The sequence below is a fragment of the Deinococcus sp. Leaf326 genome (genome assembly GCF_001424185.1).
In the GTDB taxonomy this organism is placed as follows: Bacteria; Deinococcota; Deinococci; order Deinococcales; family Deinococcaceae; genus Deinococcus.
The window spans coordinates 464,589-489,466 of sequence record NZ_LMOM01000001.1 but is presented as its reverse complement, the minus strand read 5'-3'; the positions used below and the strand labels follow the sequence as shown (position 1 = coordinate 489,466).

At 70.7% G+C, this 24,878-nt stretch carries 26 protein-coding genes; 16 read left to right on the top strand and 10 right to left on the bottom strand.

Translation table 11 applies throughout. The features are described 5' to 3' along the window. Nucleotides 1–114 precede the first annotated feature (114 nt). Both ASF71_RS02450 and ASF71_RS02445 read left to right on the top strand, forming a co-directional pair. A complete protein-coding gene (locus ASF71_RS02450; protein WP_014684745.1) occupies nucleotides 115–621 on the top strand; it encodes a transcriptional regulator in 507 nt (168 codons plus the stop codon). Nucleotides 622–719: 98 nt separating this feature from the next. Next, a complete protein-coding gene (locus ASF71_RS02445) occupies nucleotides 720–1,304 on the top strand; it encodes an MSMEG_1061 family FMN-dependent PPOX-type flavoprotein (protein WP_235514092.1) in 585 nt (194 codons plus the stop codon). 63 nt (nucleotides 1,305–1,367) lie between these two features. Here ASF71_RS02445 and galK read toward each other — a convergent pair whose 3' ends face one another. The 6 genes from galK to ASF71_RS02415 form a co-directional block, all read right to left on the bottom strand. Further along, a complete protein-coding gene (gene galK / locus ASF71_RS02440; RefSeq protein WP_056294247.1) occupies nucleotides 1,368–2,399 on the bottom strand; it encodes a galactokinase in 1,032 nt (343 codons plus the stop codon). Next, nucleotides 2,396–3,499, bottom strand: coding sequence for a galactose-1-phosphate uridylyltransferase (gene galT, locus ASF71_RS02435; RefSeq protein WP_056294245.1), 1,104 nt, complete (start codon nucleotides 3,497–3,499; stop codon nucleotides 2,396–2,398). Before galT ends, galK begins: the two co-directional genes overlap by 4 nt. Continuing rightward, nucleotides 3,492–5,033 (bottom strand): glycoside hydrolase family 36 protein, encoded by a 1,542-nt coding sequence (locus tag ASF71_RS02430; RefSeq protein WP_056294243.1) that lies wholly within the window; start codon nucleotides 5,031–5,033, stop codon nucleotides 3,492–3,494. Before ASF71_RS02430 ends, galT begins: the two co-directional genes overlap by 8 nt. Nucleotides 5,034–5,085: 52 nt before the next feature. Beyond that, complete coding sequence (locus tag ASF71_RS02425) at nucleotides 5,086–6,426, bottom strand: alpha-glucosidase/alpha-galactosidase (protein WP_056294239.1); 1,341 nt, start codon at nucleotides 6,424–6,426, stop codon at nucleotides 5,086–5,088. Between the two features lie 169 nt (nucleotides 6,427–6,595). After that, on the bottom strand, nucleotides 6,596–7,594 hold the full coding sequence (locus ASF71_RS02420) for a LacI family DNA-binding transcriptional regulator (protein ID WP_056294236.1): 999 nt from the start codon (nucleotides 7,592–7,594) through the stop codon (nucleotides 6,596–6,598). Nucleotides 7,595–7,811: 217 nt separating this feature from the next. Then, the gene (locus ASF71_RS02415; protein WP_056295144.1) at nucleotides 7,812–9,851 is read right to left on the bottom strand and encodes a beta-galactosidase; all 2,040 of its coding nucleotides are present in this window, start codon (nucleotides 9,849–9,851) and stop codon (nucleotides 7,812–7,814) included. Between the two features lie 96 nt (nucleotides 9,852–9,947). On the opposite strand from ASF71_RS02415, the gene ASF71_RS02410 reads away from it, so the two are divergent. After that, nucleotides 9,948–10,277: a cyclic-di-AMP receptor gene (locus tag ASF71_RS02410; RefSeq protein WP_014684756.1), complete on the top strand. Its 330-nt coding sequence runs from the start codon at nucleotides 9,948–9,950 to the stop codon at nucleotides 10,275–10,277. A gap of 198 nt (nucleotides 10,278–10,475) precedes the next feature. Here the strand turns inward: ASF71_RS02410 and purB are convergent, their stop codons facing one another. Continuing rightward, nucleotides 10,476–11,783 carry an adenylosuccinate lyase gene (purB, locus tag ASF71_RS02405; RefSeq protein ID WP_056294233.1) on the bottom strand — a complete coding sequence of 436 codons (1,308 nt, stop codon included), beginning with the start codon at nucleotides 11,781–11,783 and terminating at the stop codon, nucleotides 10,476–10,478. 96 nt (nucleotides 11,784–11,879) lie between these two features. Between purB and ASF71_RS02400 the strand changes: the two genes are divergently transcribed. Then, on the top strand, nucleotides 11,880–12,728 hold the full coding sequence (locus ASF71_RS02400; RefSeq protein ID WP_056294229.1) for an aldo/keto reductase: 849 nt from the start codon (nucleotides 11,880–11,882) through the stop codon (nucleotides 12,726–12,728). A 15-nt stretch (nucleotides 12,729–12,743) separates the two neighbouring features. Here the strand turns inward: ASF71_RS02400 and ASF71_RS24655 are convergent, their stop codons facing one another. Further along, on the bottom strand, nucleotides 12,744–12,938 hold the full coding sequence (locus ASF71_RS24655) for a hypothetical protein (protein ID WP_056294226.1): 195 nt from the start codon (nucleotides 12,936–12,938) through the stop codon (nucleotides 12,744–12,746). A gap of 231 nt (nucleotides 12,939–13,169) precedes the next feature. Then, nucleotides 13,170–13,808: a hypothetical protein gene (locus tag ASF71_RS02390; protein ID WP_056294222.1), complete on the bottom strand. Its 639-nt coding sequence runs from the start codon at nucleotides 13,806–13,808 to the stop codon at nucleotides 13,170–13,172. A gap of 60 nt (nucleotides 13,809–13,868) precedes the next feature. Here ASF71_RS02390 and ASF71_RS02385 point away from each other — a divergent pair, with 60 nt between their 5' ends. The 6 genes from ASF71_RS02385 (at nucleotide 13,869) to ASF71_RS02360 (ending at nucleotide 20,134) form a co-directional block, all read left to right on the top strand. Next, nucleotides 13,869–14,672, top strand: coding sequence for an inositol monophosphatase family protein (locus ASF71_RS02385; protein ID WP_235514091.1), 804 nt, complete (start codon nucleotides 13,869–13,871; stop codon nucleotides 14,670–14,672). Nucleotides 14,673–14,774: 102 nt separating this feature from the next. Beyond that, entirely contained in the window at nucleotides 14,775–15,260 is a 486-nt protein-coding gene (locus ASF71_RS02380) for a hypothetical protein (protein ID WP_056294220.1), read from the top strand. Between the two features lie 97 nt (nucleotides 15,261–15,357). Next, nucleotides 15,358–16,281: a histone deacetylase gene (locus ASF71_RS02375; RefSeq protein WP_056294216.1), complete on the top strand. Its 924-nt coding sequence runs from the start codon at nucleotides 15,358–15,360 to the stop codon at nucleotides 16,279–16,281. Nucleotides 16,282–16,527: 246 nt separating this feature from the next. Next, entirely contained in the window at nucleotides 16,528–17,163 is a 636-nt protein-coding gene (locus ASF71_RS02370; protein ID WP_056294213.1) for a Crp/Fnr family transcriptional regulator, read from the top strand. Between the two features lie 107 nt (nucleotides 17,164–17,270). Next, nucleotides 17,271–18,308, top strand: coding sequence for a DNA double-strand break repair nuclease NurA (locus tag ASF71_RS02365; protein WP_156372553.1), 1,038 nt, complete (start codon nucleotides 17,271–17,273; stop codon nucleotides 18,306–18,308). A gap of 53 nt (nucleotides 18,309–18,361) precedes the next feature. Further along, complete coding sequence (locus ASF71_RS02360) at nucleotides 18,362–20,134, top strand: ATP-binding protein (RefSeq protein ID WP_056295134.1); 1,773 nt, start codon at nucleotides 18,362–18,364, stop codon at nucleotides 20,132–20,134. 83 nt (nucleotides 20,135–20,217) lie between these two features. Here the strand turns inward: ASF71_RS02360 and ASF71_RS02355 are convergent, their stop codons facing one another. Further along, the gene (locus ASF71_RS02355) at nucleotides 20,218–20,862 is read right to left on the bottom strand and encodes a C40 family peptidase (protein WP_056294210.1); all 645 of its coding nucleotides are present in this window, start codon (nucleotides 20,860–20,862) and stop codon (nucleotides 20,218–20,220) included. A 314-nt stretch (nucleotides 20,863–21,176) separates the two neighbouring features. Between ASF71_RS02355 and ASF71_RS02350 the strand changes: the two genes are divergently transcribed. The 6 genes from ASF71_RS02350 (at nucleotide 21,177) to ASF71_RS02325 (ending at nucleotide 24,838) form a co-directional block, all read left to right on the top strand. Then, nucleotides 21,177–21,593, top strand: a complete 417-nt coding sequence (locus ASF71_RS02350) for a hypothetical protein (protein WP_056294207.1) — start codon at nucleotides 21,177–21,179, stop codon at nucleotides 21,591–21,593. Between the two features lie 96 nt (nucleotides 21,594–21,689). Further along, a complete protein-coding gene (locus ASF71_RS02345; protein WP_056294204.1) occupies nucleotides 21,690–22,361 on the top strand; it encodes a uracil-DNA glycosylase in 672 nt (223 codons plus the stop codon). 42 nt (nucleotides 22,362–22,403) lie between these two features. Then, nucleotides 22,404–22,661, top strand: coding sequence for a DUF1844 domain-containing protein (locus tag ASF71_RS02340; RefSeq protein WP_056294201.1), 258 nt, complete (start codon nucleotides 22,404–22,406; stop codon nucleotides 22,659–22,661). A 2-nt stretch (nucleotides 22,662–22,663) separates the two neighbouring features. Further along, the gene (gene dtd, locus ASF71_RS02335) at nucleotides 22,664–23,113 is read left to right on the top strand and encodes a D-aminoacyl-tRNA deacylase (protein ID WP_056294198.1); all 450 of its coding nucleotides are present in this window, start codon (nucleotides 22,664–22,666) and stop codon (nucleotides 23,111–23,113) included. Between the two features lie 74 nt (nucleotides 23,114–23,187). After that, the gene (locus tag ASF71_RS02330; RefSeq protein WP_056294195.1) at nucleotides 23,188–24,351 is read left to right on the top strand and encodes a LysM peptidoglycan-binding domain-containing M23 family metallopeptidase; all 1,164 of its coding nucleotides are present in this window, start codon (nucleotides 23,188–23,190) and stop codon (nucleotides 24,349–24,351) included. Between the two features lie 52 nt (nucleotides 24,352–24,403). Then, the gene (locus ASF71_RS02325) at nucleotides 24,404–24,838 is read left to right on the top strand and encodes a PaaI family thioesterase (RefSeq protein ID WP_056294192.1); all 435 of its coding nucleotides are present in this window, start codon (nucleotides 24,404–24,406) and stop codon (nucleotides 24,836–24,838) included. The last annotated feature ends 40 nt before the right edge of the window (nucleotides 24,839–24,878 follow it).

The following is a 24,878-nucleotide window of genomic DNA, read 5'->3' as shown; positions in this document are numbered from 1 at the left end:
GCAGACAGGCGCACCTGTTTGTACCAGGTCCAGTTCTACTCGTTTTGTCCTCAGCGGTGGCAGATTCCGGCGTCAGTCCGGAGCTGTGTACTCCGCCTCTCCCGGAGGAGCTGCATGTTCAATCCCCCCACCCTCGAAGATCTTCAGGAAACCCGCCGCGCCAACGAGAAGCTCGTGCTCAAGGCGCTCGAAAGCAAGCCCGAGTGGGTCGAAACTGAGCTTGCCAAGACCACCAGCCTCGCGCTGTCGCACCTGCGCGCCGCGCTCGCCAGCCTGCTTGATCAGGGCCGCGTGCGCCGCCTGCCCGGCACCGGCACCCGCGCCGTGTACGGTCTGGCCGATCCCGGCCTCGCCGACGTGCCCGCCACGCCGCTGACCACCGACGCCAAGCGCATCCGCGACTACCTCGAAGGCCGCGCCGACAGCGCCCTGTACATGAGCGAGCAGCTGCGCCTGAGCCGCGAGGAGATCATGGCCGCCCTGAGCTTGCTCAATGCGCACGGCATGATCACCTGCACCTTTGTGGGCAGCTTGGTCATCTTCCGCCTCAAGGAAAGCCAGGCGCTGGGCCAGGAGCAGGCCGCGCCCGCCGCGACCGGCAAGAAGAAGCAGGTCGCCTGAGTTTCCGCATCTGAACGAGAAAGCGCCCGGCCGCACTAAGTGGCCGGGCGCTTTTTTGCCGCGTGTGGGCTGCTCGCCCGCGCCGCTATCCTGGAGGGGTGAACGCCGCGACCGACCCGCACGCCGTCCTGAGCCTCGACGCGCTGGAGGCGATGTACCCTCAGCCCAGCCGGGGCGTGAAGCTCAAGGTGATGAACCATCTCGACGCGGGGCTGGCCGCTACGCTGGCGCTCTCGCCGCTGTGCTTTCTGGCGACGGCCAACGCCGAGGGCCAGCTCGACTGCTCGCCGCGTGGCGACGCGGAAAGCTGCGTGACCCTGCTGGACCCACACACGCTGCTGCTGGCCGACCGGCCCGGCAACAACCGCCTGGATAGCCTGAAAAACATCGTGCAGAACCCGGAAGTCGGGCTGATCTTCCTGCTGCCCGGCGTGGACGAGGTGATCCGCGTGAACGGGCGCGCTCACCTCACCACCGACCCCGAGTTGCTGGCGCGTATGGCGCTGCACGGCAAGCCCCCGCGCACGGTGATCGTGGTGAGGGTGCGCGAGGCGTTCATGCACTGCCCGCGCGCCTTCAAGTCGGCGGGGCTGTGGGACGCCGGGCGGCACCTGACCCCCGAACAGCGCCCGGACTTCACGGCCATGTTCGTGGAGCACGTGCGGGTCAACTCGGGCGGCTGAACAGCAGCGCTGCCCTGAACAGATGGCCCCTGGACGCACAGGGGGCCATCTGCGCCGTTAGGTTCAGGGAACGACGACCGCCGCCTGCGGGCCGTACTCGGCCAGGGCGGGACCGGTGACGGCTGCCACCTGCCCGGCTCGCACGAGGGCCACCACCGCGCCGCCGAAGCCCGCGCCGGTCATGCGCGCGCCGTAGGTGTCGGGCTGGGCCTGGAGCAGCGCCACCAGCCGGTCCACCTCGGGATGGCTGACCGCGTAGTCGTCCCGCAGGCTCGCGTGCGAGGCGTTCATGAGCTGGCCGAAGGTCGCCGCGTCAGCCCCTATGGCGGCCTGCACACGGGCATTCTCACTGATCACGTGCCGGGCGCGGCGCGCGAGCAGGTCGGGCAGCTCCCCGGTACGCGACACGTCGGTCACGTCGCGCAGCAGTTGCACGCCAAGGAGCCGGGCGGCCTCCTCGACCTGGGCGCGGCGTTCGTTGTAGCCGCTCTCAGCCAGGCGGCGCGGCACGCCCGAGTCGATCACCACGACCTGCGCCCCGGCCGGAAAGGGCAGGGCGCGGCGCTCGAGCGTGCGCGTATCGATCAGGAGCATGGTGCCGGTGTCGGCGAGGCTCGACGCCATCTGGTCCATCACGCCGCACTTGACGCCCACGTACTCGTGCTCGACCTCCACGCCGCGCAGGGCGAGGTCCACGTCGTTCAGGTCCAGGCCGTACAGCTCCCGCAGGGCGCGCAGCGTCGCCACTTCCAGCGCTGCGCTGCTGCTCAGGCCACCGCTGGGCACGTCACTGGTGACATGCACGTCCAGGCCCTCGTTCACGCCGCTCAGCTCCAGGCAGCCGGTCAGGTAGGGCGCGAAGCCGCTGCCAGTCTCACCCACCGGCACCTCCAGGCGCTGGTCCAGGTTGGCGCTGTAGAGCTGGTGGACCCGGGTGCCGTTGCGCCGCAGCGAGACGGTCGCCCGCTGCGGGATGGCGGTCGGCAGCACGAAGCCCCCCTGATAGTCGGTGTGCTCGCCCAGCAGGTTCACGCGGCCCGGCGCGCTGGCGCTGACCTCGGGGGCATGGCCGAAAGAGGTCTCGAAGGTGGTCACAGCACGACCTCCTTCAGCTCGCGGGCGGCCACCTCGGGGAACTTGTCGTTGGCGAACTCGCCCGCGCCCTGTTCGGTGCCCGCGAGGTACTTCATGCGGCCCGGCGCGCGCAGGTACGGATACAGCTCGACGTGCAGTGGGAATTCGGGGTATTCGCCGTCCAGCGGCGCCTGATGCACCGTCATGAGATAGGGCATCCGGCCGCCGAACAGCCCGTCGAGCCGGTTCAGGGCGTCCTTGAGGACCCGCGCGAAGCTGGCCTGCTCGTCGGCCGACAGTTCGGACAGCAGGCCCACTGGGCGGGCGGGCATTACCCAGGTCTCGTAGGTGTAGCGCGCGAAGGGGGGCACCACGCTGAGGGCCAGGCCGTCGTCGAAAATGACCCGCTCGCCCCCCGCCCGCTCGTCGGCCACGAAGTCGCCCAGCCAGGCGCGGCCCTGCTCGGTGTGGTAGCGCTGCGCCTGCTCCAGCATCCGCGCCTGCACGGGCGGAATATGGTCGTAGGCGTAGAGCTGGCCGTGCGGGTGGTGCAGCGTGACACCCACCTCGACGCCCCGGTTCTCGAACGCCAGCACGCTCCTGACCGTGCCGCTCTCGGCCAGCCGGGTGGTGCGGTCAGCCCACACGGCGATCAGCAGGGCCATCTGGTCGCCCGACAGGTCGGCCAGTCGGCCCTGGGCACTCTGGCTAAATACCACGACCTCACAGGCGCCGATGCCCGCGCGCGTGCCGGCCGGCCCCGGCTCCGGCTGGGGGGCCGTGAGGGTCAGGCTGGGAAAGCGGTTGGCGAACACGGCGATGTCGTACTCTCCGCGCGGCAGTTCGGTGGGGTGTTCGGGGTCGCTGGTGGGGGCCAGCGGGTTGTACTCGGGCGGCGGCAGGAAGGTACGGCCCAGCCGGTGCGCGGCGTACATGACCCACTCGCCGCGCAGGGGGTGCCAGCGCATGACCGGCCGGGCGTCCACGGCCTCCGGGCTGGGGCTGGGAATCTCGGACGTGACGCTGACGGGCGCCACGCCGTAGAGCGTCAGGGGCCGCCCATCGGGTTTGGTGAAGTCCTGGCTGTGAAACCGGTTGCCCGGAAGACGTGACTCAGTCATGCGCCAGTTCTACCAGGGTTTGGGCTTCTGTGTTCAGTCCTACACTCTGTCCCCCGGCCGCCCGGAAGCTGCGGGCAGGAAGGTCGCCGCTGGGACGGTCGCCGATGTTGAAGGTGCCGCGCGTCCACTGCGTCACCGTCGGGCCACCCGCCGTGGTCAGGGCGACGGGACGGTCGGGCGCCGTGATGTCCAGCGAGCGCCGCAGCAGCGCGAGGTCGTCTTCACCCAGCATCGCGATGGGGTCGCTGCTCGCGCGCAGGCCGCCGATGGTGTCGAGCATCCCCAGCATGGCGCCGCGCTCGTGGTCACGCAGCAGGCTCAGTTCGCGCCGGGCGATCATCACGTCGGGGTCGGGCTGGTACCACGCGTGCTGGTACCAGCGGGCCAGGGTGGTCTGGAGGGCGCTGCGGGTCGAGGGCACCGCGCCGTCGGCCAGCAGCACGCGCCGCGGCTCGTCGTCCCAGAAGGGGGTCACATCGGGGCCGGTGCGCATGGCGTCCACGATGCCGATGCTCGCGGCGACCGGTGCCCCGCAGGCCAGCAGGAAGCCGTCCTCGCCCAGTCCGTCACGGATGGCCTGCAATCCCATGCGGTACGCCTGCGCGCGGCTGACCGACGGGTCGTGCCGCACCCCTGGAAAGGCCGCCGCATACAGAAAGTCGATCTTGAGGTAGTCGTAGCCCCATTCGCGGCAGGTCGCGGCGAGGTCGCGCAGCCACGCCAGCGCCTCCGGATGCGTCGTATCCAGCGCGGCGTATGGCCCGCCCCAGTTGTCGCCCAGCAGCAGCGGCGCGCTCGCGGCGTCCTTCAGCAGCCACTCGGGGTGCGCCGCGAAGAGCCGCGAGTTTGGCCCGACGAGGAAGGGGGCCAGCCACAGCCCCGCGCGGTAGCCCAGCTCCGCAAGCTGCGCGGGCAGCTCTCTGGCATGGCCGCCGAACGTCGGGTCGGCGTCGAACCAGTCGCCCAGACCGGCCTGAAAGCCGTCGTCGAGCTGGAATACGTCGAAGGGCAGGTCCTTTTCCAGGGCCAGCCGGGCATTGTCCAGCATGTCGCCGAGCGTCACCTCGCGGAAGTAGCTGTACCAGCTGCACCACACCCGCAGCGGCGCTGGCGTCCGGGCGCCCATGTTCTGCCCGAGCTGCGCGCTCAGGCGCTCGACCGCAGCGATCACGTCGTCCGTCTCCTCCCAGGCGACCTCGACTTCGGGGCCTTCCAGGGCGCAGCTCACCTCGACCCGGTCGCCGGCCGCGCGCACCTCCCAGTGGGCGAAGGTGCGCGCGGCGTCCAGCGCGCAGCCTACCCAGCCTCCGCCGTTCTCGCGCACGAGTGCGACCAGGGTATGGCTGCGCCACACGCCCGCCTCGTCGCTGGGAGGAAAGGCGGGGTCCTGCCCCTGCTCGGTCATCCAGTGCAGTTTGGCGCGCACCTGGGTGCCTTGCAGGGGCCGCAGCTCGGCCTCGCTCCACGACTGGTAGCCGTTGGTCAGGACAAGGAGGTCGGCGGGGTCGATGTTCAGGGTGAAGTGGTGGGTCATGGGAAACTCCGAAAAGGGGGAGAAGAGCTGAGTGGGGGCGCGGGCAGGAGGGTCAGTCGGCGGCCTGCAGACTCTGCGGGATGAAGTCGCCGTGCTGGTCCAGCAGGTCGTTCGTCAGCGCCCAGATCTGGTCGAGGTCGAGTTCGGCGCTCGTGTGCGGGTCGAGCATCGCCGCGTGGAAGACGTGTTCGCGGTTGCCGGTCACGATGGCCTCGACCGTCAGGGCCTGCACGTTGATGTTGGTCTGCATCAGGCCCGCGAGCTGCGGCGGGATGCGCCCGATGCGCGTGGGCTGGATGCCCTGGCGGTCGACCAGGCACGGCACCTCCACACTGCATTCGTCGGGCAGGTTGGCGATGAGCTTGCCGGCCGAGCCGTCCGCCGGGCTGTTCATCACGTTGCCGTACACCACGCGCGGCTGGCCCGTCACCATGCTGTGGATGATGAGCGAGCCGTACTCCACGCTGCGCGTCACCTCCATGGGTTCGTCGGGGTTCTGGAGCTGCGTGCGCAGGTGCTCCCAGCCGCCGATCTGAGAGACGCAGCGGCGCGGGTACTCGTCGAGCGGCACGTTGAACTTCTCCAGCAGGTCGTCGCGCCCGCGCTTGATGAAGTAAGGCACGTACTCCGAGAAGTGCTCGCTGCTCTCGGTCACGAAGTAGCCCAGGCGGCGCAGCATCTCGTAGCGCACGCGGTTGGTCTCGGGCACGCGGCCGGATTCGGCGAGTTCCATCAGGCGGGGGTAGAGGCTCTGGCCCTGGTGCTCGAACTTGAGATAGAAGGCCATGTGGTTGATCCCGGCGCACAGGTAGTCGATTTCCCCGACCGGGATGCCGAGGTCGTTCGCCAGTTCCTCGGCGGTGTGCTGCACGCTGTGGCACAGGCCCACGGTCCTGACGCGCGGGGTGAGGCGCGCCAGCCCCCAGACGTTCATGGCCATCGGGTTGACATAGTTCAGGTGCAGGGTGTCTGGGCACAGCCGCTCCATGTCGCGGCTCATGTCGGCTAGGACAGGGACGGTGCGCAGCCCCCGCATGATGCCGCCGATGCCCAGCGTGTCGGCGATGGTCTGGCGCAGGCCGTACTGCCTGGGGACCTCGAAGTCGGTGACGGTCGCGGGTTGGTAGCCGCCCACCTGGATCATGTTGATGACGAAATCGGCGCCGTCGAGCGCGCGGTCGCGGTCGGTCGTGGCGATCACGCGGGGGGCCGCGCCGACCGTACGGGCGACCCGGTGTGCGACCTGCTCGGTCACGTCGAGCCTGGTCTGGTCGATGTCGAAGAGCCGGATGTCGGCGCCGCCGAGTTCGGGAAAGCTCAGGATGTCTCCGAGCAGGTTCTTGGCGAAGACCGTGCTGCCGGCACCGACGAAAGCAATCTTGGGGGTGGGCATGAAAACTCCTCCAGCGAATTGGGATCAACTTGAACGTTCAAGATAGGGCAGGCGGGGCTGCGGCGGGGAGGACATCAGGCGTCTTTTCTCCGCCTCGCTCATTCCAGCGGAGTGCCGACATGGTCTTTGGCGCTCCCGAGTCTTCCGTCGGCCTTCCTTCGTCGCGCTCTCAAGCCGAGTCACGGACGATCAGCGAGACGGGATAGGGGTCGGGCGGCTGCGGGGTTTCACCGTTCGTCAGGGCGATGAGGTGCCGCGCAGCCTCGCGCGCCATCTCGGCATGTGGGACGCGGACGGTGGTCAGTTTGGGGTGGAGGTACTGCACGAAGTCGAAGTCGTCGAAGCCGCTGACGGCCAGGTCGCCGGGCACGCTCAGGCCTAGGCCGTGCGCGGCGCTCAGGGCCCCGGTCGCCATGCGGTCATTGCCGCCCAGTAGGGCGTCGGGCAGGTCGCCCCAGGCGTGCAGGTCCAGCAGCGCCCGCTCGCCCGAGGCGTAGGACCAGTCGCCGCCGATATGCCGGGCGCGCACGCCCCAGTGCCGCGCGGCCGCAAAAAAGGCGTCACGCCGCATGAGCGCGGTGCTGCCGTCGTCCTGCGTGGGCAGCACGAGTGCGAGGTCGCGCCGGCCGCGCGAGACGTGATGGGCGACCAGGGCGTGCATGCCGCTCTCGTAGTCGGCGCTGACCGTGTGGGCCTGGCCCGGCAGGATGTGGTCGAGCAGCACCACCTTCATGCCCCAGGACGTGATGCGCTCCCACTGCGCGGTCTGCAGCCGCGTGCCGATGATGACCGCTCCACCGATGGTGCGCTGGAGATACCGCTGGCGCAGCTCGTCCAGACTCGCCTCGTCGTGGGCCAGGAAGGCCGTCGCCAGGCTGTAGCCCCGGGCGTTGGCCTCGGCCGTCAGCGCGGCCTGGATCAGGTTGCGGTAGGGGTCGCTGAGGTTGTCGGGGTCGTGCTCGAACGAGGTGAAGCACAGCGTGGTGACGCGCGCCTCGCGCAGCGCCTTGGCGGCCTGGTTGGGATGGTAGTCCAGTGCGCTGATGGACGCCTGCACCCGCTCGCGCGTGACGGGACGAATGGAAGGGTGGCCGTTGAGGACGTTGGAAACAGTCTGGTGCGAGACCCCTGCGTGGGCGGCGACATCCTTGAGCGTGGCGCGGGGCATGCTGCTGACCTCCTGAAAAGTCGGGCGGACGAAGCCTGGGCAGCTCCTGGTTTGAACGTTAAAACCATGTAACCATACGCGCAACTGGCCGTCAATAGAACGTTCAAATCAAATCTGGTTCAACTGGGAGGGTCCAGGCGTCCGAGACCAGAAAAAGGGGAACAGGCGCCGTGCAGGCGGCCTGTTCCCGGAACAGTTGGAGACGCCGGGCCGCTGCTCAGTCGGCCCGAACCTGGAACGACACGGGCGGTACTTCTGTTCCCTCCCAGGTCAGTGCGGCGGCGGTCCAGTTCTGGAGAAGGGTACGCCCGGCGCGCCGGCTCAGGCGCAGGCCCGCCGGCAGATCGGTGGTGTCCACTCCCGCGCGCTCCAGCACGCCGCGCAGCACCTCGGTGATCAGGGCCGGGCTGTGGGCGCCGACGACCACGCTCTCGCCCTGACCGCCTGGGCGGCACAGGGCCGCCGCCTGACCGTCCAGCGGGCCACCCACGTAGCGGTGTGTGACCGCTGTGCCTGCCTCGGGGCGGTAGCTCTCGGCCCAGGCGAAGGCCTCGTGCTCGCCGCCGGGGCCAGCGACGCGCGTTTCGAGGCCGGGGCGCAGCGAGTCGAACTGGAGCAGGCGGGCGCCCAGCAGCGCGGCGAGCGGCCCGAACTGCCCGCCCTCCGGCGTGCCGCCCGACCCGGTGCGGAAGGCCGTGCGCGGACCGCAGACCAGCCGGGCGCCCGCCTCCGTGGCCGCCGTCCAGCGCGCGGCGCGCTCCGGGGTCATCAGGGTGATGGCGGGCGCGACGACCACCGCGTAGCCGCTCAGGTCGGCGTCGGCGTGCAGCACGTCCACGTCCACCCCCAGGGCGCGCAGGGCGGAGTAGTAGGCCAGCGTCTGCGCCCAGTAGTTCAGGCCCGCGCTGTGGGGTTGCAGGTCATAGATCCACAGGCTCTCGTAGTCGTGCAGCAGGGCCACGCGCGCGGGCACCTCGCCGGCCGGGAACCCTTCCAGGTCCAGCGCGGCAACCTCGGTGTGCCCCCGGTCGGGCGTCTCGTCGTGACGCAGCAGGCCCGAGTGCAGGATTTCCTGGGCAGCGGTGGCGGCCCGCCAGCGGAAATAGCTCACCACGTCGTTGCCGTGCGCCCAGGCCTGGGCGGTCCACAGCGCCACCGCGCCGCCTGCGGGCAACGGGTTGTAGGGGGCCCAGTTCACCTGTCCGCACTGCTGCTCCATGACCCAGGGGCCGGCGGGGGTGCCGGGACCCTCGCGTCCCAGGCGGCCAGGTACGCCCGCAAGCAGTCCCCGGTACAGGTCGTGGTTGAAGGCCACGAGGTCGGGGTGGCCGGTGCGCGCGAACTCCAGCTTCTCGGCCTCGAAGCCGGGGGGCGCGAAGAACTCCAGCATCCCGAGCGGGTAGTTGTCCCAGGTGGCGAAGTCCAGTCCCCGGCTGACCTCGTAGTGGTCGAAGCCCGACTCGAAAATCATGAAGTTGTGCGTGACGAACCGCCCCGGCGAGCACTCGCGCAGGATGGCGACCTGCTCGGCCTGAAACTCGGCGATCATGGCCGAGCAGAAGCGGGCGTAGTCGAGGGCGTGCGCCGGATTGGCCTCGGTGACGGTCAGAACGGGCGGGGCGATCTGGTCCCAGGCCGTGTACTCCATGCTCCAGAAGGCGTTGCCCCAGGCCGTGTTCAGGGCCTCCAGGCTGCCGTAACGCCGCTGGAGCCAGCCGGGAAAGGCCGCCGCACTCGCGCCGCCGTAGCTGCGGGACGTGGCGTGGCAGCCGAACTCGTTGTCGGTCTGCCAGCCGGCGACGGCCGGGTGCTCGCCGTAGCGCTCGGCGATGGCGCGCGTGATGCGGCGCGAGTGCTCGCGGTACACCGGCGACGCGAAGTCGTAATGCCGCCGCGACCCGAACTCGCGGACGCGGCCCTGGTCGTCCACCGGCAGGATTTCGGGATGGGCGCGCACCAGCCACGCGGGCGGGGTGGCGGTCGGCGTACACAGCACCACGCGCAGGCCCTGGGCGGCGTATGTCCCGACGGCCTCGTCGAGCCAGGCCCACTCGTACTCGCCGGGGCGCGGCTCCATGCGGCTCCAGGCGAACTCGGCGACGCGCACGAAGCTCAGGCCCAGCTCGCGCTGCTGCCGGGCATAGGGTGCCCAGCGCTCGCCGGGCACCTGTTCGGGGTAGTCGCAGACGCCCAGCAGCAGGTGAGGCGGCTGGGGGTGAGGAGCAGAGTCGGCGGCCGCGTCGGGATGAATCGTCATGGCCTGCATTTCAGCACGCGTAGGGAGGAGAGCGTTCATGCCGGGACTGCCGACAGGCGTGGGCGGCCCGTGGAGGCCCCTGCTATCCTGAGCGCCATGAAGCTGGTTCTTGCCGTGATTCAGGACGCCGACGCGACCGCCCTTGTGCGGACCCTGTCGGAACACGCCTTCGAGGTCACCAAGCTCGCCAGCACCGGCGGCTTTCTGCGTGAGGGCAACACCACCCTCATGATCGGGGTGGACGACGACCGCCTCCCCGAACTCAAGCGCCACGTGCAGCGCACCTGCCGCGCCCGCACCCGCTTGGTGTCGCCGAACGTGCCGATGGGCGAGCAGAACGAGAGCCTGATGGGCGACCCCGTCGAGGTGCCGGTGGGCGGCGCGGTGATGTTCGTGATGGGCGTACAGGAGTTCGTGAAGGTCTGAGCGTTCCGGGACGGCTCCGCATCCGGAGACGGTCGGTGTGGGCCACGCTCCTGGGGTCCGCCGCGACCAAACCTGGGTAGTTACGGTGGGAGAGAGGTCGCCGGACGCGCCGCCCAGCCAGTGGCCTAGCCGGACAACTGCTCAAGGCACTCGCCCGGCAGCTTCACGCTGCCGGGCGAGCAGAGAGTCCCCTCTTCCTCAGAGCCCGAAGCGCGCGTAGATGTCGTCTACGTGGCGCAGATACCAGGCCAGGTCGAAGGCGGCGTCGAGTTCGGTGTCACTCAGCGGATTTTCGGGGTCGGCCTTCAGGAGCTCACGCAGGCCCTCGCCGCTCTCCCAGCTCTGGAGGGCGCTACGCTGCACCAGGCCGTAGGCGGCCTCGCGGCTCATGCCCTTCTCGTCGATCAGGGCGTGCAGGACCCGCTGCGAGAACACCAGCCCGCCCAGGTCGTTGAGGTTGCGCAGCATCCGCTCGGGGAACACTACGAGGTCGCGCAGTACACCGGTCAGGCGGCGGGTCGCGTAGCTCGCCGCGGCCGTGGCGTCGGGCAGGATGACGCGCTCGGCGCTCGAATGGCTGATGTCGCGCTCGTGCCACAGGGCCACGTTTTCCAGGCCGGTCGTCAGGTAGCCCCGCAGCAGGCGCGCGAAACCGGTGACGTTCTCGGTCAGGATGGGATTTTTCTTGTGCGGCATGGAGCTGCTGCCGGTCTGGCCCTTGCCGAAGGGTTCCATCGCCTCGCGCACCTCGCTGCGCTGCAGGTGACGGATTTCCACGGCGATCTTCTCCAGGGTGGTGCCCAGGATCGCCAGGGCCGAGAGCACCTCGGCGTGACGGTCGCGGGCCAGTGTCTGGTTGGTGACGGGCGCGGCCTGCCAGCCCCAGCGCCCCGCGACTTCTTCTTCCACGCGGGGTGAGACGTGCGCGTAGGTGCCCACCGACCCCGAGAGCATGACAACCTGCACGCGGCGCCGGGCGGCGTGCAGGCGCTCCAGGTCGCGGTCCAGGGCAGTCATCCAGTTTAGGAACTTCAGGCCGAAGGTCATCGGCTCGGCGTGGATGCCATGGGTGCGGCCCACCGTCGGCGTGTGCTTGTAGGCCACGGCCTGCGTGCGGCACACTTCGCGCAGCGTCTCCACGTCGGCCACGATGAGGCCCAGCGCCTCGTCGAGCAGCAGGTTCTGGGCGGTGTCCACGACGTCGGTGCTCGTCAGGCCGTGGTGGATAAAGCGCGCCTCGTCGCCGTAGCGGTCGGTCAGGGCGCGGGTGAAGGCCACGATGTCGTGGCGGGTCACCGCCTCGATCTCGGCCACCTTGAGGGCGAAGGCGTCATCCAGCGGGTCGGCCTCACTTTTCTGGACCAGCGTGGTGTGGGCCCCGCGGGGCACCTCGCCGTGGTTGGCCTGGGCGTCCATGGCGGCGAGTTCCACCTTCAGCCACGCGCGGTACTTGCTGGCCTCGCTCCACAGCGACTTCATCTCGGGGGTCAGGTAGCGGTCGATCATCGCCTGAGAGCCTACCCCAGTCGGGGTGGCCCCGCCGCAAGCGGTCTTCACCTGTTTGGGGCCCCGGCTGCGCCCCCCGCCGCCAGACTGCCGCACATGACCCCCTCCGACCTGCCGACCACTGCCCTCCCGGACGGAACCCGCGTGCCCGTGCTGGGCCAGGGCACCTGGAACATGGGCGACGACCCGCGCCGCCGCGCCGACGAGATTCTTGCCCTCCAGACCGGCCTTGATCTGGGCCTGACCCTGCTGGATACGGCCGAAATGTACGGTGACGGCAACTCCGAGGAGCTTGTGGGCGAGGCCATCCGGGGCCGCCGGGACGAGGTGTTTCTGGTCAGCAAGGTGCTGCCGGATCACGCCACGCGCCGGGGCACGGTCGAGGCCTGTCACGCCAGCCTGCGCCGCCTGGGCGCCGACCACCTCGATCTGTACCTGCTGCACTGGCGCGGGCGGGTGCCCCTGGCCGAGACCGTGGAGGCGCTCGAGGGCCTGCGCCAGTCGGGCGACATCCGCGCCTGGGGCGTGAGCAACTTCGACCCCGGCGACCTGCGTGAACTGGCCGGGGTGCCGGGAGGCGAACACGTCGCCACCAACCAGGTGCTCTACAACCTCACGCGCCGGGGCACCGAGTTCGACCTGCTGCCCGCAGCCCAGGCACGGGGCCTGCCGGTCATGGCCTATTCGCCGGTCGAGCAGGGCCGCCTCGCGGGGAATGCGGCGCTGCGGGCCGTCGCGGCGCGCCACGGGGTCAGCGACCTTCAGGTGGCCCTGGCGTGGGTGCTGCGTCAGCCGGGGGTGATCGCCATTCCCAAGTCGGGGCGGGCCGCGCACGTCCGCGAGAACCGCGCGGCCCTGGACCTCAAATTGACCGGCGACGACCTGAGCGACCTCGACGCGGCCTTCGCGCCGCCCCACCGGGCCCAGGACCTGGAGATGCTGTAGCCGGGAGGGGAAGGGTCAGGGGTGGGCGGCCAGGTCAAGCCCACGCCTCAGGTGTAGGACCAGGACTTCGGGCGATTCCCGGCCCGTGCCCACCCCCGCGCCGTAGAACACGCTCCGGTGAACGAGGCCGGCCTGCCGACGGTGCATCCCCGCTGTACGGTCGGGCCGCGCCTGTTCACGCCGCTCCACCTCGGCGAGCTCGCAGTGCACGCCGACAGGACACCGGCAGATTGTCCAGCGCCGCTCGCCAGCGGTCCTGCGAAAGCGCCCTGCTAAGAAATACGTCGTCCATGAGGACGCCGATTGCAGCACGCCCAGTGGTCGCCATGTCCACCATCCACGCCGCCTCGGCCTGCCGGAAGGCCGTGCCTACAAGACTGGCGATGCCGAAAATGCAGCCACAGCCCTGGCCCGCGCCGTTCAAAATGACGAGTCGCCCGCTCACGGCACGCCGGCCATGCCCACCCACAGCACCCGGCCCCCGGCCTGCACCGCCGGACCCGTCAGGATGTCCTGCGGCAGCCACAGCCTCCACGCCGGATTGCGCGCGGTCACGTCCGGCAGCCCGGCGGCGCGTTGCAGGAGGTTCTGGTAGGTCGTGCAGTCGAGCCCCGCCGCCGTCTCGCCCGCGAGCAGGTAGGGCGCGCCGCGCAGGCGCGAGGCCTCGGCGCGCAGGCTTGCCAGTCTGTCCGGGGTCACGCCCACATCCAGCACGATCACGGCGGCGCGGCCGTACAGCGTCGTCTCGGGGCGGTTCTGGACCCCACCCGCGAAGAGGCCCGGCGAGTCGCTGATCAGGCCCGGCGCCAGCTTGCGCGCCACGTGGGTACACACGCCCCAGGGCTGGGCGCGGGCGCCGCACACCACGATCACGCTGCCGTCCGGCGCGCGGCGCACCGCCTCCGGGACACTCAGCAGCAGGTCCTGGGGCACGGTCTGGGTGGTCAGGAGGCGCGTGGGGTCGGGGGCGACGGGAGCGGCCGCCTCCGGAGCGAAGCGAAGCGTCGCCGGGCCGGTCACGGGGGCGCAGGCCACCAGGGGCAGAGCGCAGAGGGGAAACAGCCAGGCGAGGCGGGGCATCGGACCCCACTGTGTCACGCCCCGGCACGTCCCTCGCCCGCGGCCCTTACACTCCGGGGCATGACCCACCACGCGACCTCCCCCGAACAGATGACCCACTGGCTGGACGTCGCCGTGCGCGCGGCCAGAGCGGCGGGGGCCGTCCATCTCGCGCACCTGGGGCGGGTGGAGAACGTGCGGGCCAAGAGCAGCTTCGCGGACCTCGTGACCGAGGTGGACGGTGAGGCCGAGCGCGTCATCCGCGCCGAGATCGCCGCCGATTTTCCGGAGCATACCGTGCTGGGTGAGGAAGAGGGCGCGCAGGGCGAGCCGGGCCGCTACCGCTGGGTCGTGGACCCCCTGGACGGAACGGTGAACTACGCGCACGGCTACCCGGTCTTTTGTTCCTCGGTGGCGCTGGAGGAGGACGGCGAACGCGTGGTCGGCGCGGTGTACGACCCCACGCGCGGCGAACTGTTCACGGCGACGCGCGGCGGCGGGGCCTTTCTGAACGGCGAGCCGGTCCGGGTCAGCGCCACGCCCACCCTCGACACGCCCGCCCTGCTCGCCACCGGCTTTCCCTACGACACGAGCGGTGAGCGCAACCTCGTGTACGTGGCGCGCGTGCTGCGGCTGGGGGTGCCGCTGCGGCGGCCCGGCGCGGCGGCGCTGGACCTGTGCAACGTCGCCTGCGGACGCATGGACGGCTACTGGGAGCTGGGCGTGCAGCCCTGGGACGTGGCGGCCGGCAGCCTGATTCTGGAGGAGGCGGGGGGGCGCGTCAGCGATCAGGCGGGCCTGACCACTCCCTACGGCCCCATGATCGTCGCCACGAACAGCGCGCTGCACCCCGAGCTGCTGGAGCTTCTCCGGGACGAGGAATAAGTCGGGCAGTCCGCTAGGCCATCTGCCCACGCCGGCCTCCGTCAGGCGGCGCTTGGCACTGGGGGCCTGCGGGTGCGAGGCTACGGCCACAGGAGACCTGTCATGACCCAGCCCCCCACTGTTCCTCCCGTTCCCCTGCCCGGCGTGTCGCCGGTCGCTCCCCTGCTCCGGCCCCTGCCGAGCCGGACGGGGTCCGTGTCGGCCGGTCCGCTGGCTTTCCTGCGGCGGCTGCTGGCGCTCTGGGCGGCGGGCGACCATGCGGGTCTGGCGCGGCGGCTGCGCCGGCCCCTGCACGCGCGGCGCCGCCAGAGGCTGGCCGAGGTGCGCGCCCAGTTTCCGGGCCAGCTCGTCACCTACGACCTGCGCACGGTCCGCGACACCGACGCCGCCGTCACGGTGGTCACCGCCTGGCTGTTTCTGGAGGACGGCCAAGGCGGGACCGGGGCACGCGCCGAGCTGTGGCGCTTCCGGCTGCTGTGCCTGGACGCCGCGCACCAGCCGCAGGCCCGCACGGTGCCCGGCGGGCGCTGGACCGTGCAGCACGCCTCGCCGTTGCCGGCTGCCGCTCCCCGGTCGCTGCGGGCCTGAAGCCCTTCCCGCGCCCAGAACGCCGCGCGGGCGCCGGCTGCTCAAGCGTGTTCCCGCACGCTCTGGCGGCCGGGTACGGCGCGCACACTTGAACGCGATGACCGTCCCTGCTGCCTTCGCCCATCCTTTCCGGGCCTACACGCCGGCCAGCTACGAGTTTCCGCTGCCGGAGGGCCACCGTTTTCCGTACTACAAGTACGCCGGGGTGCGCGACCTGCTCGCCCCCCACCTGCCGGTGCTCGACACTCCCGCCCTAACCTGGGCCGACGCCGCGCGGGTCCACGATCCGCTGTGGCTGCGGCGCTGGCGGCGGGGCGAGGTGGACCGCCACGAGCAGCGCGCCTTCGGGCTGCCCTGGTCGCCGGGGGTGGTCGAGCGGGCGCGCCGGGCGGCGGGCGGGTCGCTGGCCGCGCTGCACGACGCCCGGCGCGTGGGGTGGGGCGCCAACCTCGCGGGGGGCACGCACCACGCCTTCGCCGATCGCGCCGAGGGCTTTTGCCTCGTGAACGACGCTGCGCTCCTGACCCGGATCGCGCTTCAGGACGGTCTCGCGCGCCGGGTGGCCGTACTGGACCTCGACGTGCACCAGGGCAACGGCACGGCGGCGCTGCTTCAGGGCGAGATGGCGGCGGGCACGGCCTTTACCCTGAGTATTCACGGCGAGCGTAACTACCCTTTCCGCAAGGAGCGCAGTTCGCTGGACCTGGGGCTGGGCGACGGGATAGACGACGCCGAGTACCTGCGGGTGCTGCGTGGCGCGGCGGTGCCCGCCCTGGAGGCCTTCCGGCCGGAGGTGCTGCTGTACCTCGCGGGCGCCGATGTGCTGGCCGGTGACCGGTTCGGCCGCTTCGCGCTGAGCCTGGAGGGAGTTCACGAGCGCAACCGCGTGGTGCTGGCCTGGGCACGGGCGCGCGGCGTGCCGGTCGTCACCATGATGGCGGGCGGCTACAACCGCGATCACGGCCTCACGGTGGCCGCGCACGCCAGCGTGGTCCTCGCCGGGCTGGAGGTCTTCGCGTAGGCCTACCAGCGGCCCGGTACTCCCCGCTACCCGGTCGTCCGGGGGGGGCGGGCCGCCGGCGCTTCATCCGACGTTTCCTGTTCGTTGAGAAAGGGGGAGCTCACATCCTGAATGGACAGGCGGCCACCTATTCTGGCGGCAGTGTGAACAAGCGTCCCCTGCGCGGTGTCGCCGTCTGACGGAAGCCGGCCCCGACCGTTTCCCCCGCGAACTGGCCCGCGTAACGCGCCGGACAGGAGTTGCCCCATGTCCTTCTACACCCGCCCGACCACCCCCCCCGGCCGTTTCGAGACCGCTCAGGGCCGGCCCCTGCGCCGGGGCGACACGCTGTACTACGCGGGCGATCAGGCACCGTCGCTCTACCGTCTCGACTCGGGGCTGCTGCGCGCCGTGCGCCTCACGCCCCAGGGCCGCAACCTGACCGTCCGCCACATCCACCCCGGCGACATCTTCGGCGAGGAAATCCTGCACGGCCAGCCCCGGTCGCACCAGATGGTCGCCCTGACCGACGCGGTCGTCATGGCCATCCACGTCGAACAGCTCAGCACCGCCGAACTCTGGGAGGTGACGCGCAGCCTGAGCACCCAGCTCCAGCGCGTCATGAACGACGGCGTGCACATTCAGGACGGCGACCTGCGCGAGCGCATCGCCCGCTACCTCCTGAGCCTTGCCGACAGCAGCCTGGGGGGCCGTCACGCCGACGGTGTGCGCTTCGTGCGCGCCACCCACGAACTCATCGCCGAGGGCACCGGGGCCACGCGCGAAAGTGTGAGCAAGCTCATCGGCGAAATGCGCGACGATGGCCTGCTGACCCCCGCCTACCGCTGCCTGACCCTGACCGACGAAGTGCAGTTGCGCCAGCTCAGCGGCTACCACGGCTGAGCCGACCCTTCCCTGAACCCACCCTGCCCTGACGCGCGGCTCCCGGACACTCCGGCCGCGCGTTTTTCGGTGCATCTTTCGGCGAGCTTTTCTGCACCGGGCGTAGAATGCGCCGCATGCGTATTCGCCTCGACCCCTGGCCGGTAGACACGAACGGGGGGCAACTCGGTCTCCAGAGCTTCGACGGCACCCTCGACGACCTCGAAACAGAGCGCTGGGTGGCGCTGCCCGCCCGTCCCATCCCGGAACGGCTGCGGCAGGTGTTCGTCGTGGACGGCAAACGCCGCATGGAATCCCGCCTGTTCATCGAAGACGATTTCGGGCAGAGCGGCCTGGGCGGCTTCGGGGCCTTCGTGGTCGGGGCCGTGGAACTCTGCCCGCACGGCTCCAGACAGGCCGAACTGCGGGAGGTGAAGGCGGCGCGGCTGCTGGCCCACGCGCCGGACCTGCGCCTGGACCCCATGACCCTGTCGCCCCGCAATCCGCACACCGGGCAGCTGGAATACACCCCGGTCGCCATGCAGGGCACGGACGCCCTGGCCGCCCTGAACCTGTTGCAGGGGCAGATGCTGGCCGCCGAGCAGCGCCTTTCGCACGCGCTGGCCTCCCGCGTGCCGGCCGACGAGCAGGACGACCGCGAGTGGCTGAGTGCCCTGACCGTGCAGGACGGCACCCTGCGCGGGCAGAATCTCGACGGCGCGGTGGTCGGCTGCGTCAAGACCATGGAGACCATGTACCTCCCGCCCGACCGCGCGGCCCTGCTGGCCGAACTCAGGCCCGGCGAGCGCACCCCCGTCATGCGCATGACCTACCGCAACGGGCAGTTCACCCGCTTGATCTGGTACGTGCGGCTGTGCGAGGCGGCCTTCTATCAGCACCCCATGGCAGGCGTCATGCGTCTGGAGATGTTCGCGCCGGATGACCCGAGCTTTCTGCCGCCCATCGTGCGGCAGGTGGCGAACCTTAGCGGCACCCTCCTGACCCGCCTGGGCAGCCGCGCCCACAAGGACCCGCGCGCGCCGCAGAACCTCATTCCCACGGCGGCGCTCGAGCAGGCGATGGGCCGCTCAATGGGCAGCGCCGACCTCGTGACCCGGCGTATCCGGGCGCACATCGCCTCGCTGCACCCGCAGGCGGTCGCGTGACAAACCTCAAGTTCGGCCCGACCTCGGGCAGTCCGGCGGGCCTACAGGTCGGTATGGTGCTGGGCACGCAGGACGTGACCCCCGTCAGTTTCTGGTTCGCGGTATTGCCCGGCGCGAGCGTGCAGCTCGACGACCTCGTGGCGGTGGAGACCCGCAAGCCCGACGGGTCGGCCGTGAACTTCTACGGCATCGTGGACCATGTGCGCACCCGGCACGAGGGCGTGACCTTCGACAGCGACGTGCAGGACGTGGCGGCGGGCCTGTTGCCGGCCAGCGTGAGCTACGCGGCGCGGGTGCTGGTGACGCGCGTGCAGCCCGAGAACTTCATTCCGCCGCAGCCCGGCGACGCGGTGCGCCACGCGCGCGGCAACGACCTGCGTATGGCCCTGAGCGCCGACAAGATGGGCGACAAGGCCTTTCCCGGCGGGCTGCTGGCCGACGGGCAGGTGTTGCCCATCAACTACCGCTTCGTGAACGGCGAAAACGGCGGCCACATCAATATCAGCGGGATTTCCGGCGTGGCGACCAAGACGAGTTACGCCCTGTTCCTGCTGCACTCCATCTTCCGCAGCGGCATGATGGGCGTGGGCGCGGCGGCGGGCCGGGCGCTGATCTTCAACGTCAAGGGCGAGGACCTGCTGTTTCTCGACCAACGCAACCGCGAGGTGATCACCCGCGAAGCCGAGGCGCAGGCGCAGAAGGGGCTGCCCGACCACCGCTACGCGCTCATGGGGTTGCCAGTCGAGGCGTTCCGGGACGTGCAGTTTCTCGCGCCGCCCCGCCCCGGCCACCCGGGCGCGGCCATCGTGCCGCATGTCGAGCAGCGCAGCGAGGGCGTCACGCCCTTTTTGTACTCGCTGCGGGAATTCTGTGCGCGGCGGATGCTGCCCTACGTCTTCGTGGACCGGGACGCCAGCGTGAACCTGGGCTTCGTGATCGGGTCCATCGAGGAGAGGCTGTACCGTATGGCGCAGGGAGGCGACACGCCGTACCTGACGGTGGACGACTGGCAGCCCGACACCGAGCAGGTGCTCGACGAGGACATGCGCTTCGACGAGATGGGCAGTGTTCGGATCGGCACCTTCGCGCAGCTCGCCGCGTACCTGGAATACAAGCTGCTGGATGCCAACGACGGCGAGGGGGACCGCAAGTGGGTGGGCAAGCAGTCGCCCGCCACCCTCCAGGCCTTCATCCGGCGCCTGCGGGGCGTGCAGAAGCACCTGACCCCTCTCGTGCGCGGCGACGTGAGCGCCGAGCAGGTCGCCCGCTTCCGGCCGGACCCGCTCAAGGCGGGGGTGCAGACGACCGTCGTGGACATCCACACGCTGTCGGCCACCGCGCAGATGTTCATCGTAGGGGTGCTGCTGCGCGACCTGTTCGAGTACAAGGAACGGGTGGGGCGTCAGGACACGGTGTTCGTGGTCCTCGACGAGCTGAACAAGTACGCCCCGCGCGATGGGGACAGCCCCATCAAGGACGTGCTGCTGGACATCGCCGAACGCGGCCGCTCGCTGGGCATCATCCTGATCGGCGCGCAGCAGACCGCCAGCGAGGTCGAGCGCCGCATCGTCTCGAACGCCGCCATCCGGGTGGTGGGCCGCCTCGACCTCGCGGAGGCCGAGCGCCCCGAGTACCGCTTCCTGCCCCAGAGCTTCCGCGCCCGCGCCGGCATCCTGCAACCCGGCACCATGCTCGTCTCGCAGCCCGACGTGCCCAATCCGGTGCTCGTCAACTATCCCTTTCCTGCCTGGGCCACTCGCAAGGACGAGGTGGACGACCTTGGCGGCCGGGAGGTGGCAGAGGTAGGCGAGGACTGGCTGAGGTAGCCGCGCCGCGCGGCCCAAACAGCCCGCCCCCCGTCAGACATGCTGACGGGGGGCGGGCCGGTCGTTGAAAGAGGGAAGAGCGTTTAGGTCAGGACGCGGCGGGCGCCGATGTAGCGGCTGGCCCAGTAGGGGTTCGAGAACAGCGGCTCGACGACCGTGCGGCCCTGGTAGCTGTTGGCGTTGGCCATGCTGCCGTTGCCCAGGTAGATGCCGACGTGGCTGGCCATGCGGCCGGTCGTGTTGAAGAACACCAGGTCGCCGGCGCGCAGGTCACGGCGGTTGACCGCGAAGCCCCGGCCCCACTGCTGGGCGGCCGTGCGTGGCAGGCTGATGCCGAGCTGCTGGAACACGCGCATGGTGAAGCCGCTGCAGTCCAGCCCGCCGCCGCCCGTGCCGCCCAGAACGTAGCGGATGCCCAGGTAGCGGCTGGCCGCCGTGTTGACGAAAGCGCCGCCGCGCGAGGCGACCGGAGCGGCGACCGTAGCGGGCTTGGCGGCGATGGGCGCGGCGACCGGCTTGGCGAAGGTCGAGGCCGAGGTCCGCAGCACCTGGCCAAGCTGCACGGTGGGGCTGACCAAGCCGTTGAGGCGCATCAGGGCGTCCGGTTCCATCTTGGTCGCCTGGGCAATGGTGGTCAGCGTGTCACCGGCCTTGACCGTATAGGTGACGGCGGAGGCGCTGGGAAGCAGCGCGGCGAGGGTCAGGGCAAGGGTGCGGGTGGCTTTCATCGACAAGAGAGAGTTTACCCCAGCTTTATTTATTTGCCCTTCATAGACAGGTAAAACGGGGTATTTTATGCGCCTATACGGTCTTTATGCGTTCTCATGCTTCTGAATATCCCGATGAATACGGCAAATATCTCAGTGTTCTCAGGATTTAACTCATTTCTGATTTCCGGTCTCCGTTGACCTGTCAGGCGCACTTTTACCGGATGTCTCAAACCTCTCTTTCTCAGAGTTCTCACGTTCATGGACGGGTCGGGGGAGCGTCGGTGCCTATACTGACCCACCAACGGCGGGGCCGCGCCCGCCGCGGAGGACGAATGAAGGAACCCATGACCACCGAGCAGCTTCTGCAGGGCCTCAAGCACTACCGCCGAATCGCGCGCCAGGACATGCTGCGTGCTCCGGAGACGCCGCATCCGGAGGCCTTCTTGCAACACGCTGAGAGTCGGCGGGGGATCTACGTCGCCCTGGCTACACACGCTGAAAGTCACGCGCCGGATGAGGTCATCGCGCACGCCCTGACGCTGTATCAGGGCCTGCCCTTCGTGACCGGCACCGCCGAGCACGAATATCCCGAGATCAAGGGTCAGGAAAACGCGCTGGAGAACTTTTTCCTGCTCGTGGGCCTGGACCCCAAGGCCCGGCGCGAGGCCCGCAGCCGCCGCCCCAAGCTCGGGACGCCGGCGGCCGAGCGCCCCGCCGACACGGCGACCCCCGGCCAGCCGGTGACCTGACCCGGCCCGGTCCCCCGTTCCGTGCTGCCGCGCCGCTGTCCTCCGGGGAGCGGCGTGTTCGCTGCCGGCTGCGGCGCCGGGGCCTAGGCTGTCGGTATGACTGGTTCCGTTCCCGCTCCCCTGCCCGAACTGCTCGCGGCCAACCGGAGCTGCGTGGCCTGCACGCTGCGGCCGGGCTGCGCGGCCCCCGTGCCCGGCGAGTGGGTGGGGGAAGCCCCGGCGCAGGCCCATTCGCCGAGTCTCCTCCTGATCGCGGACGCGCCGGGGGCCGAGGAGGACCGCCAGGGCCGCCCCTTCGCGGGCCGCGCGGGCGAGGAGCTGCGGGCGCTGCTGGGCGACGCCGGGCTGGGCCGGGCGCCGCTGTTCCTGACCACGCTCGTCAAGTGTCGCCCGCCCGCACACCGCGACCCCTCGCCGGCGGAGGCGCAAACCTGTGCCGAGCGGTGGCTGCGGCCGCAACTCGCCGCGCTGCGGCCCCGCCTGATTCTGACGATGGGCAACGCGGCCACCCGTGAGGTGCTGGGGACCGGGCCGGGCGACACCGGCATCACCCGGCTGCGGGGACGCTGGCAGCGCGCGGCGCCGGCCTACGGCGGAGCGCTGCTGCTGCCGCTGTTGCACCCGGCTACGGCGGCGCGGGACGAGGCCCGGTTGCCCGGCGGGCCCTGGAGCCTGCTGCGCGGCGACCTGAAAGAAGCGGCGGCCGTGTGGCGCGGCGAGCGGGCGGCGCGCCCGGCCGCCCCACCGGCGCCGCCCTCACTGTTCTGAAGAGGAGGGCGGCACCCGGAACGGAGCGGTATCCTGCCGCGCATGCCCAACCCTGAATTCGTCGGACTCGTGCACATGCTCCAGGCCACCGCAGAGGCAGCCCTGGGCGACCTGAACGCCGCGACCTCCAGCGCCGCGCGTGACGGCCTGCTCGCGGACGACCGCGCCCGCCAGACGGCTGACCGCAGCCTGAAACTCCTGACCATGCTGGCCGAGAAGACGCGCGGCAACCTGGACTTCACCGAGGCCGACCTGCTCACCGGAGCCATCGGCAGCCTGCGCGCCCGCCTGGACAACTGAGGATGCGCGCCGTCTTGCAGCGGGTCACGCGCGCCACCTGCACGGTGGAAGGCCGCGTGACCGGCGAGACTGGTCCCGGCTTTCTGGTGCTCCTGGGAGTCGCGCCGGGTGACACCCCCGAGGTTGCGCGTGCACTGGCCGGGCGTGTCGCCAAGCTGCGGGTCTTCGGCGACGACGCCGGCAAGATGAACCTCAGCGTGCAGGACATCGGCGGCGGCGTCCTGAGCGTCAGCCAGTTCACGTTGTTCGCCGACACGCGCCGGGGCAACCGTCCGAGCTTCACGGGCGCGGCGCCGCCCGAGCAGGCCCGCGGCCTGTACGCCGAGTTCAACGCGGCCCTGCGCGCCCTGGGGCTCCTGGTGGGCGAGGGGGTGTTCGGCGCGCACATGGTCCTCGACCTGACCAACGACGGTCCGGTGACAGTCACGCTGGAGGAGACCGGCGCCGCCTGAGCGCGGCGGGCGTGGCCCCACGCCTTTCTTATGACTCTCCGCCTTTCTCACGGCGTCCGCTTATCTTGGGCGCCATGAACCGCCGCACGCTGCTGCTCGTCGCCGCCCTCCTGACCGGTGGAGCGGGGGCCTATACCGTCAAGCCCGGCGACACGCTCTACTCCATCGCGCGCGCCGGAGGCGTGAGGGTCGCGGAGTTGCAGCGCCTGAACAACCTGAGCGGCACCACCATCTCGGTCGGCCAAGTGCTGCGCCTTTCCGGTGAGGTCAGCCCGGCCGCCCCGGCCACGCCCCGGCCGGCGGCCCCCGCCCCCACCTCGCCCTCGGCCGTCCCCTCGACGCGCAGCACGGCGCCCGGCGTGACCCAGGCGCCGCTGCCCCCGCGCCTGAGCGCCGCCGAACTGGCCCCCACGCCCGCCGGCACGCGCCTGAATGGCGTGAGTGTCAGCGCGCCTGAGAAGGTGACGATGGGTGACGCCTTCGTGCTGCGTCTGAGCGGCCCGCGCGCCGCCGAGGCGACCGTGCGCTTTCTGAGCGAGGTCGGCGAGGACGTGCGCCGCCCCGCCGAGGTCCTGCGGCCCGGTGGAGCGGCGGGAGAGTACCGTGTGCTGGGCCGGGTGGTGCTGGGCAAGACGACGCCCGTGGTTTATGAGGTGCGCCTGGGCGATGAGGTGCTTCGTGCCCGCATTCCGGTTTCGCCCCTGAGCCAGACGGTGCAGCACCTCAACCTGCCCAGCCGCATCAGCGGGGTGTTGCAGGACGCGGGCCGCGCGGCCGAGGAACGCGCTGTGGAAAACGCCTATGCGCTGCGCAGCCCCCAGGTCTGGACCCGGCCCTTCGCGCCCGGCCTGGCCAACCGCGCCGCCACGAGCAGCAGCTTCGGTCAGCCGCGCACCTATCTGGCGGGGGGGCCGGTGAGCTACCACTACGGCACCGACTACCCCGCGCCCACCGGCACCCCGGTGCTGGCGGTCAACGACGGCACGGTGGTGTTGGCCGGCAAGTACCCGGTGCGTGGCAACCTGGTGGTCATCGACCACGGAGCGGGGCTGGTCAGCCTGTACTTTCACCAGAGCCGCCTGAACGTGCGCGTGGGCGACCGGGTCACGCGCGGCCAGAAGATCGGCGAGGTCGGCACCACTGGCCTGAGCGCCGGGCCGCACCTGCACCTGGAGATGCGTGTACGTGGCGAGGCCACCGACCCCGCCGACTGGACCAACCGTGTCTGGCCGCGCTGAGCCGCCGGCCCCAGCGGCGCTCAGCCCAGGCGCGGCACGCTACCCTGCCTCCATGTCCGACATTGCCAAGACCGCTGCGCCGCCCACCCCCGACGACCTGACGGCCTTCGGCGCCGGGCACCTGCCGGGTTACCTCGGGATCCGCTTCACGCACGCCGAGCCGGGCCTGCTGCGCAGCGAGTTGACCGTGCGCCCGGAACTCATGGCGCCCAACGGGTTCCTGCACGCGGCGTCGGTGGTCGCGCTGGCCGACACGACCTGCGGTTACGGTACGCGCCTGAACCTGCCGGAAGGCGCGCAGGGGTTCACGACCATCGAACTCAAGAGCAACCACCTCGGCACCGCGCGTGAGGGAACCGTGACCTGTGAGGCGCGCCCCGTCCACACCGGCCGTACCACCCAGGTCTGGGACGCCGAGGTGCGCGGCCCCGGCGGCCGGCTGATGGCCCTGTTCCGCTGCACGCAGGCGGTGCTGTATCCGAAGTGAGCCAGGGCGCGGCCGGGCCAGGGCGTAGGTTGGGAGAAAG

Bases quoted from the DNA above. Each gene is read 5' to 3' on its own strand.
- ASF71_RS02425 (WP_056294239.1), bottom strand. From the start codon at position 6,426: ATGCCCACCCCCAAGATTGCTTTCGTCGGTGCCGGCAGCACGGTCTTC.
- ASF71_RS02330 (WP_056294195.1), top strand. From the start codon at position 23,188: ATGAACCGCCGCACGCTGCTGCTCGTCGCCGCCCTCCTGACCGGTGGA.
- ASF71_RS02375 (WP_056294216.1), top strand. From the start codon at position 15,358: ATGACCGTCCCTGCTGCCTTCGCCCATCCTTTCCGGGCCTACACGCCG.
- ASF71_RS02450 (WP_014684745.1), top strand. From the start codon at position 115: ATGTTCAATCCCCCCACCCTCGAAGATCTTCAGGAAACCCGCCGCGCC.
- ASF71_RS02400 (WP_056294229.1), top strand. From the start codon at position 11,880: ATGACCCCCTCCGACCTGCCGACCACTGCCCTCCCGGACGGAACCCGC.
- ASF71_RS02350 (WP_056294207.1), top strand. From the start codon at position 21,177: ATGAAGGAACCCATGACCACCGAGCAGCTTCTGCAGGGCCTCAAGCAC.
- ASF71_RS02340 (WP_056294201.1), top strand. From the start codon at position 22,404: ATGCCCAACCCTGAATTCGTCGGACTCGTGCACATGCTCCAGGCCACC.
- ASF71_RS02370 (WP_056294213.1), top strand. From the start codon at position 16,528: ATGTCCTTCTACACCCGCCCGACCACCCCCCCCGGCCGTTTCGAGACC.
- ASF71_RS02325 (WP_056294192.1), top strand. From the start codon at position 24,404: ATGTCCGACATTGCCAAGACCGCTGCGCCGCCCACCCCCGACGACCTG.
- purB (WP_056294233.1), bottom strand. From the start codon at position 11,783: ATGATCGACCGCTACCTGACCCCCGAGATGAAGTCGCTGTGGAGCGAG.
- dtd (WP_056294198.1), top strand. From the start codon at position 22,664: ATGCGCGCCGTCTTGCAGCGGGTCACGCGCGCCACCTGCACGGTGGAA.
- ASF71_RS02355 (WP_056294210.1), bottom strand. From the start codon at position 20,862: ATGAAAGCCACCCGCACCCTTGCCCTGACCCTCGCCGCGCTGCTTCCC.
- galT (WP_056294245.1), bottom strand. From the start codon at position 3,499: ATGACTGAGTCACGTCTTCCGGGCAACCGGTTTCACAGCCAGGACTTC.
- ASF71_RS02415 (WP_056295144.1), bottom strand. From the start codon at position 9,851: ATGACGATTCATCCCGACGCGGCCGCCGACTCTGCTCCTCACCCCCAG.
- ASF71_RS02380 (WP_056294220.1), top strand. From the start codon at position 14,775: ATGACCCAGCCCCCCACTGTTCCTCCCGTTCCCCTGCCCGGCGTGTCG.
- ASF71_RS02430 (WP_056294243.1), bottom strand. From the start codon at position 5,033: ATGACCCACCACTTCACCCTGAACATCGACCCCGCCGACCTCCTTGTC.
- ASF71_RS02365 (WP_156372553.1), top strand. From the start codon at position 17,271: ATGCGCCGCATGCGTATTCGCCTCGACCCCTGGCCGGTAGACACGAAC.
- ASF71_RS02360 (WP_056295134.1), top strand. From the start codon at position 18,362: ATGGTGCTGGGCACGCAGGACGTGACCCCCGTCAGTTTCTGGTTCGCG.
- ASF71_RS02410 (WP_014684756.1), top strand. From the start codon at position 9,948: ATGAAGCTGGTTCTTGCCGTGATTCAGGACGCCGACGCGACCGCCCTT.
- ASF71_RS02385 (WP_235514091.1), top strand. From the start codon at position 13,869: ATGACCCACCACGCGACCTCCCCCGAACAGATGACCCACTGGCTGGAC.
- ASF71_RS02345 (WP_056294204.1), top strand. From the start codon at position 21,690: ATGACTGGTTCCGTTCCCGCTCCCCTGCCCGAACTGCTCGCGGCCAAC.
- ASF71_RS02420 (WP_056294236.1), bottom strand. From the start codon at position 7,594: ATGCCCCGCGCCACGCTCAAGGATGTCGCCGCCCACGCAGGGGTCTCG.
- ASF71_RS02390 (WP_056294222.1), bottom strand. From the start codon at position 13,808: ATGCCCCGCCTCGCCTGGCTGTTTCCCCTCTGCGCTCTGCCCCTGGTG.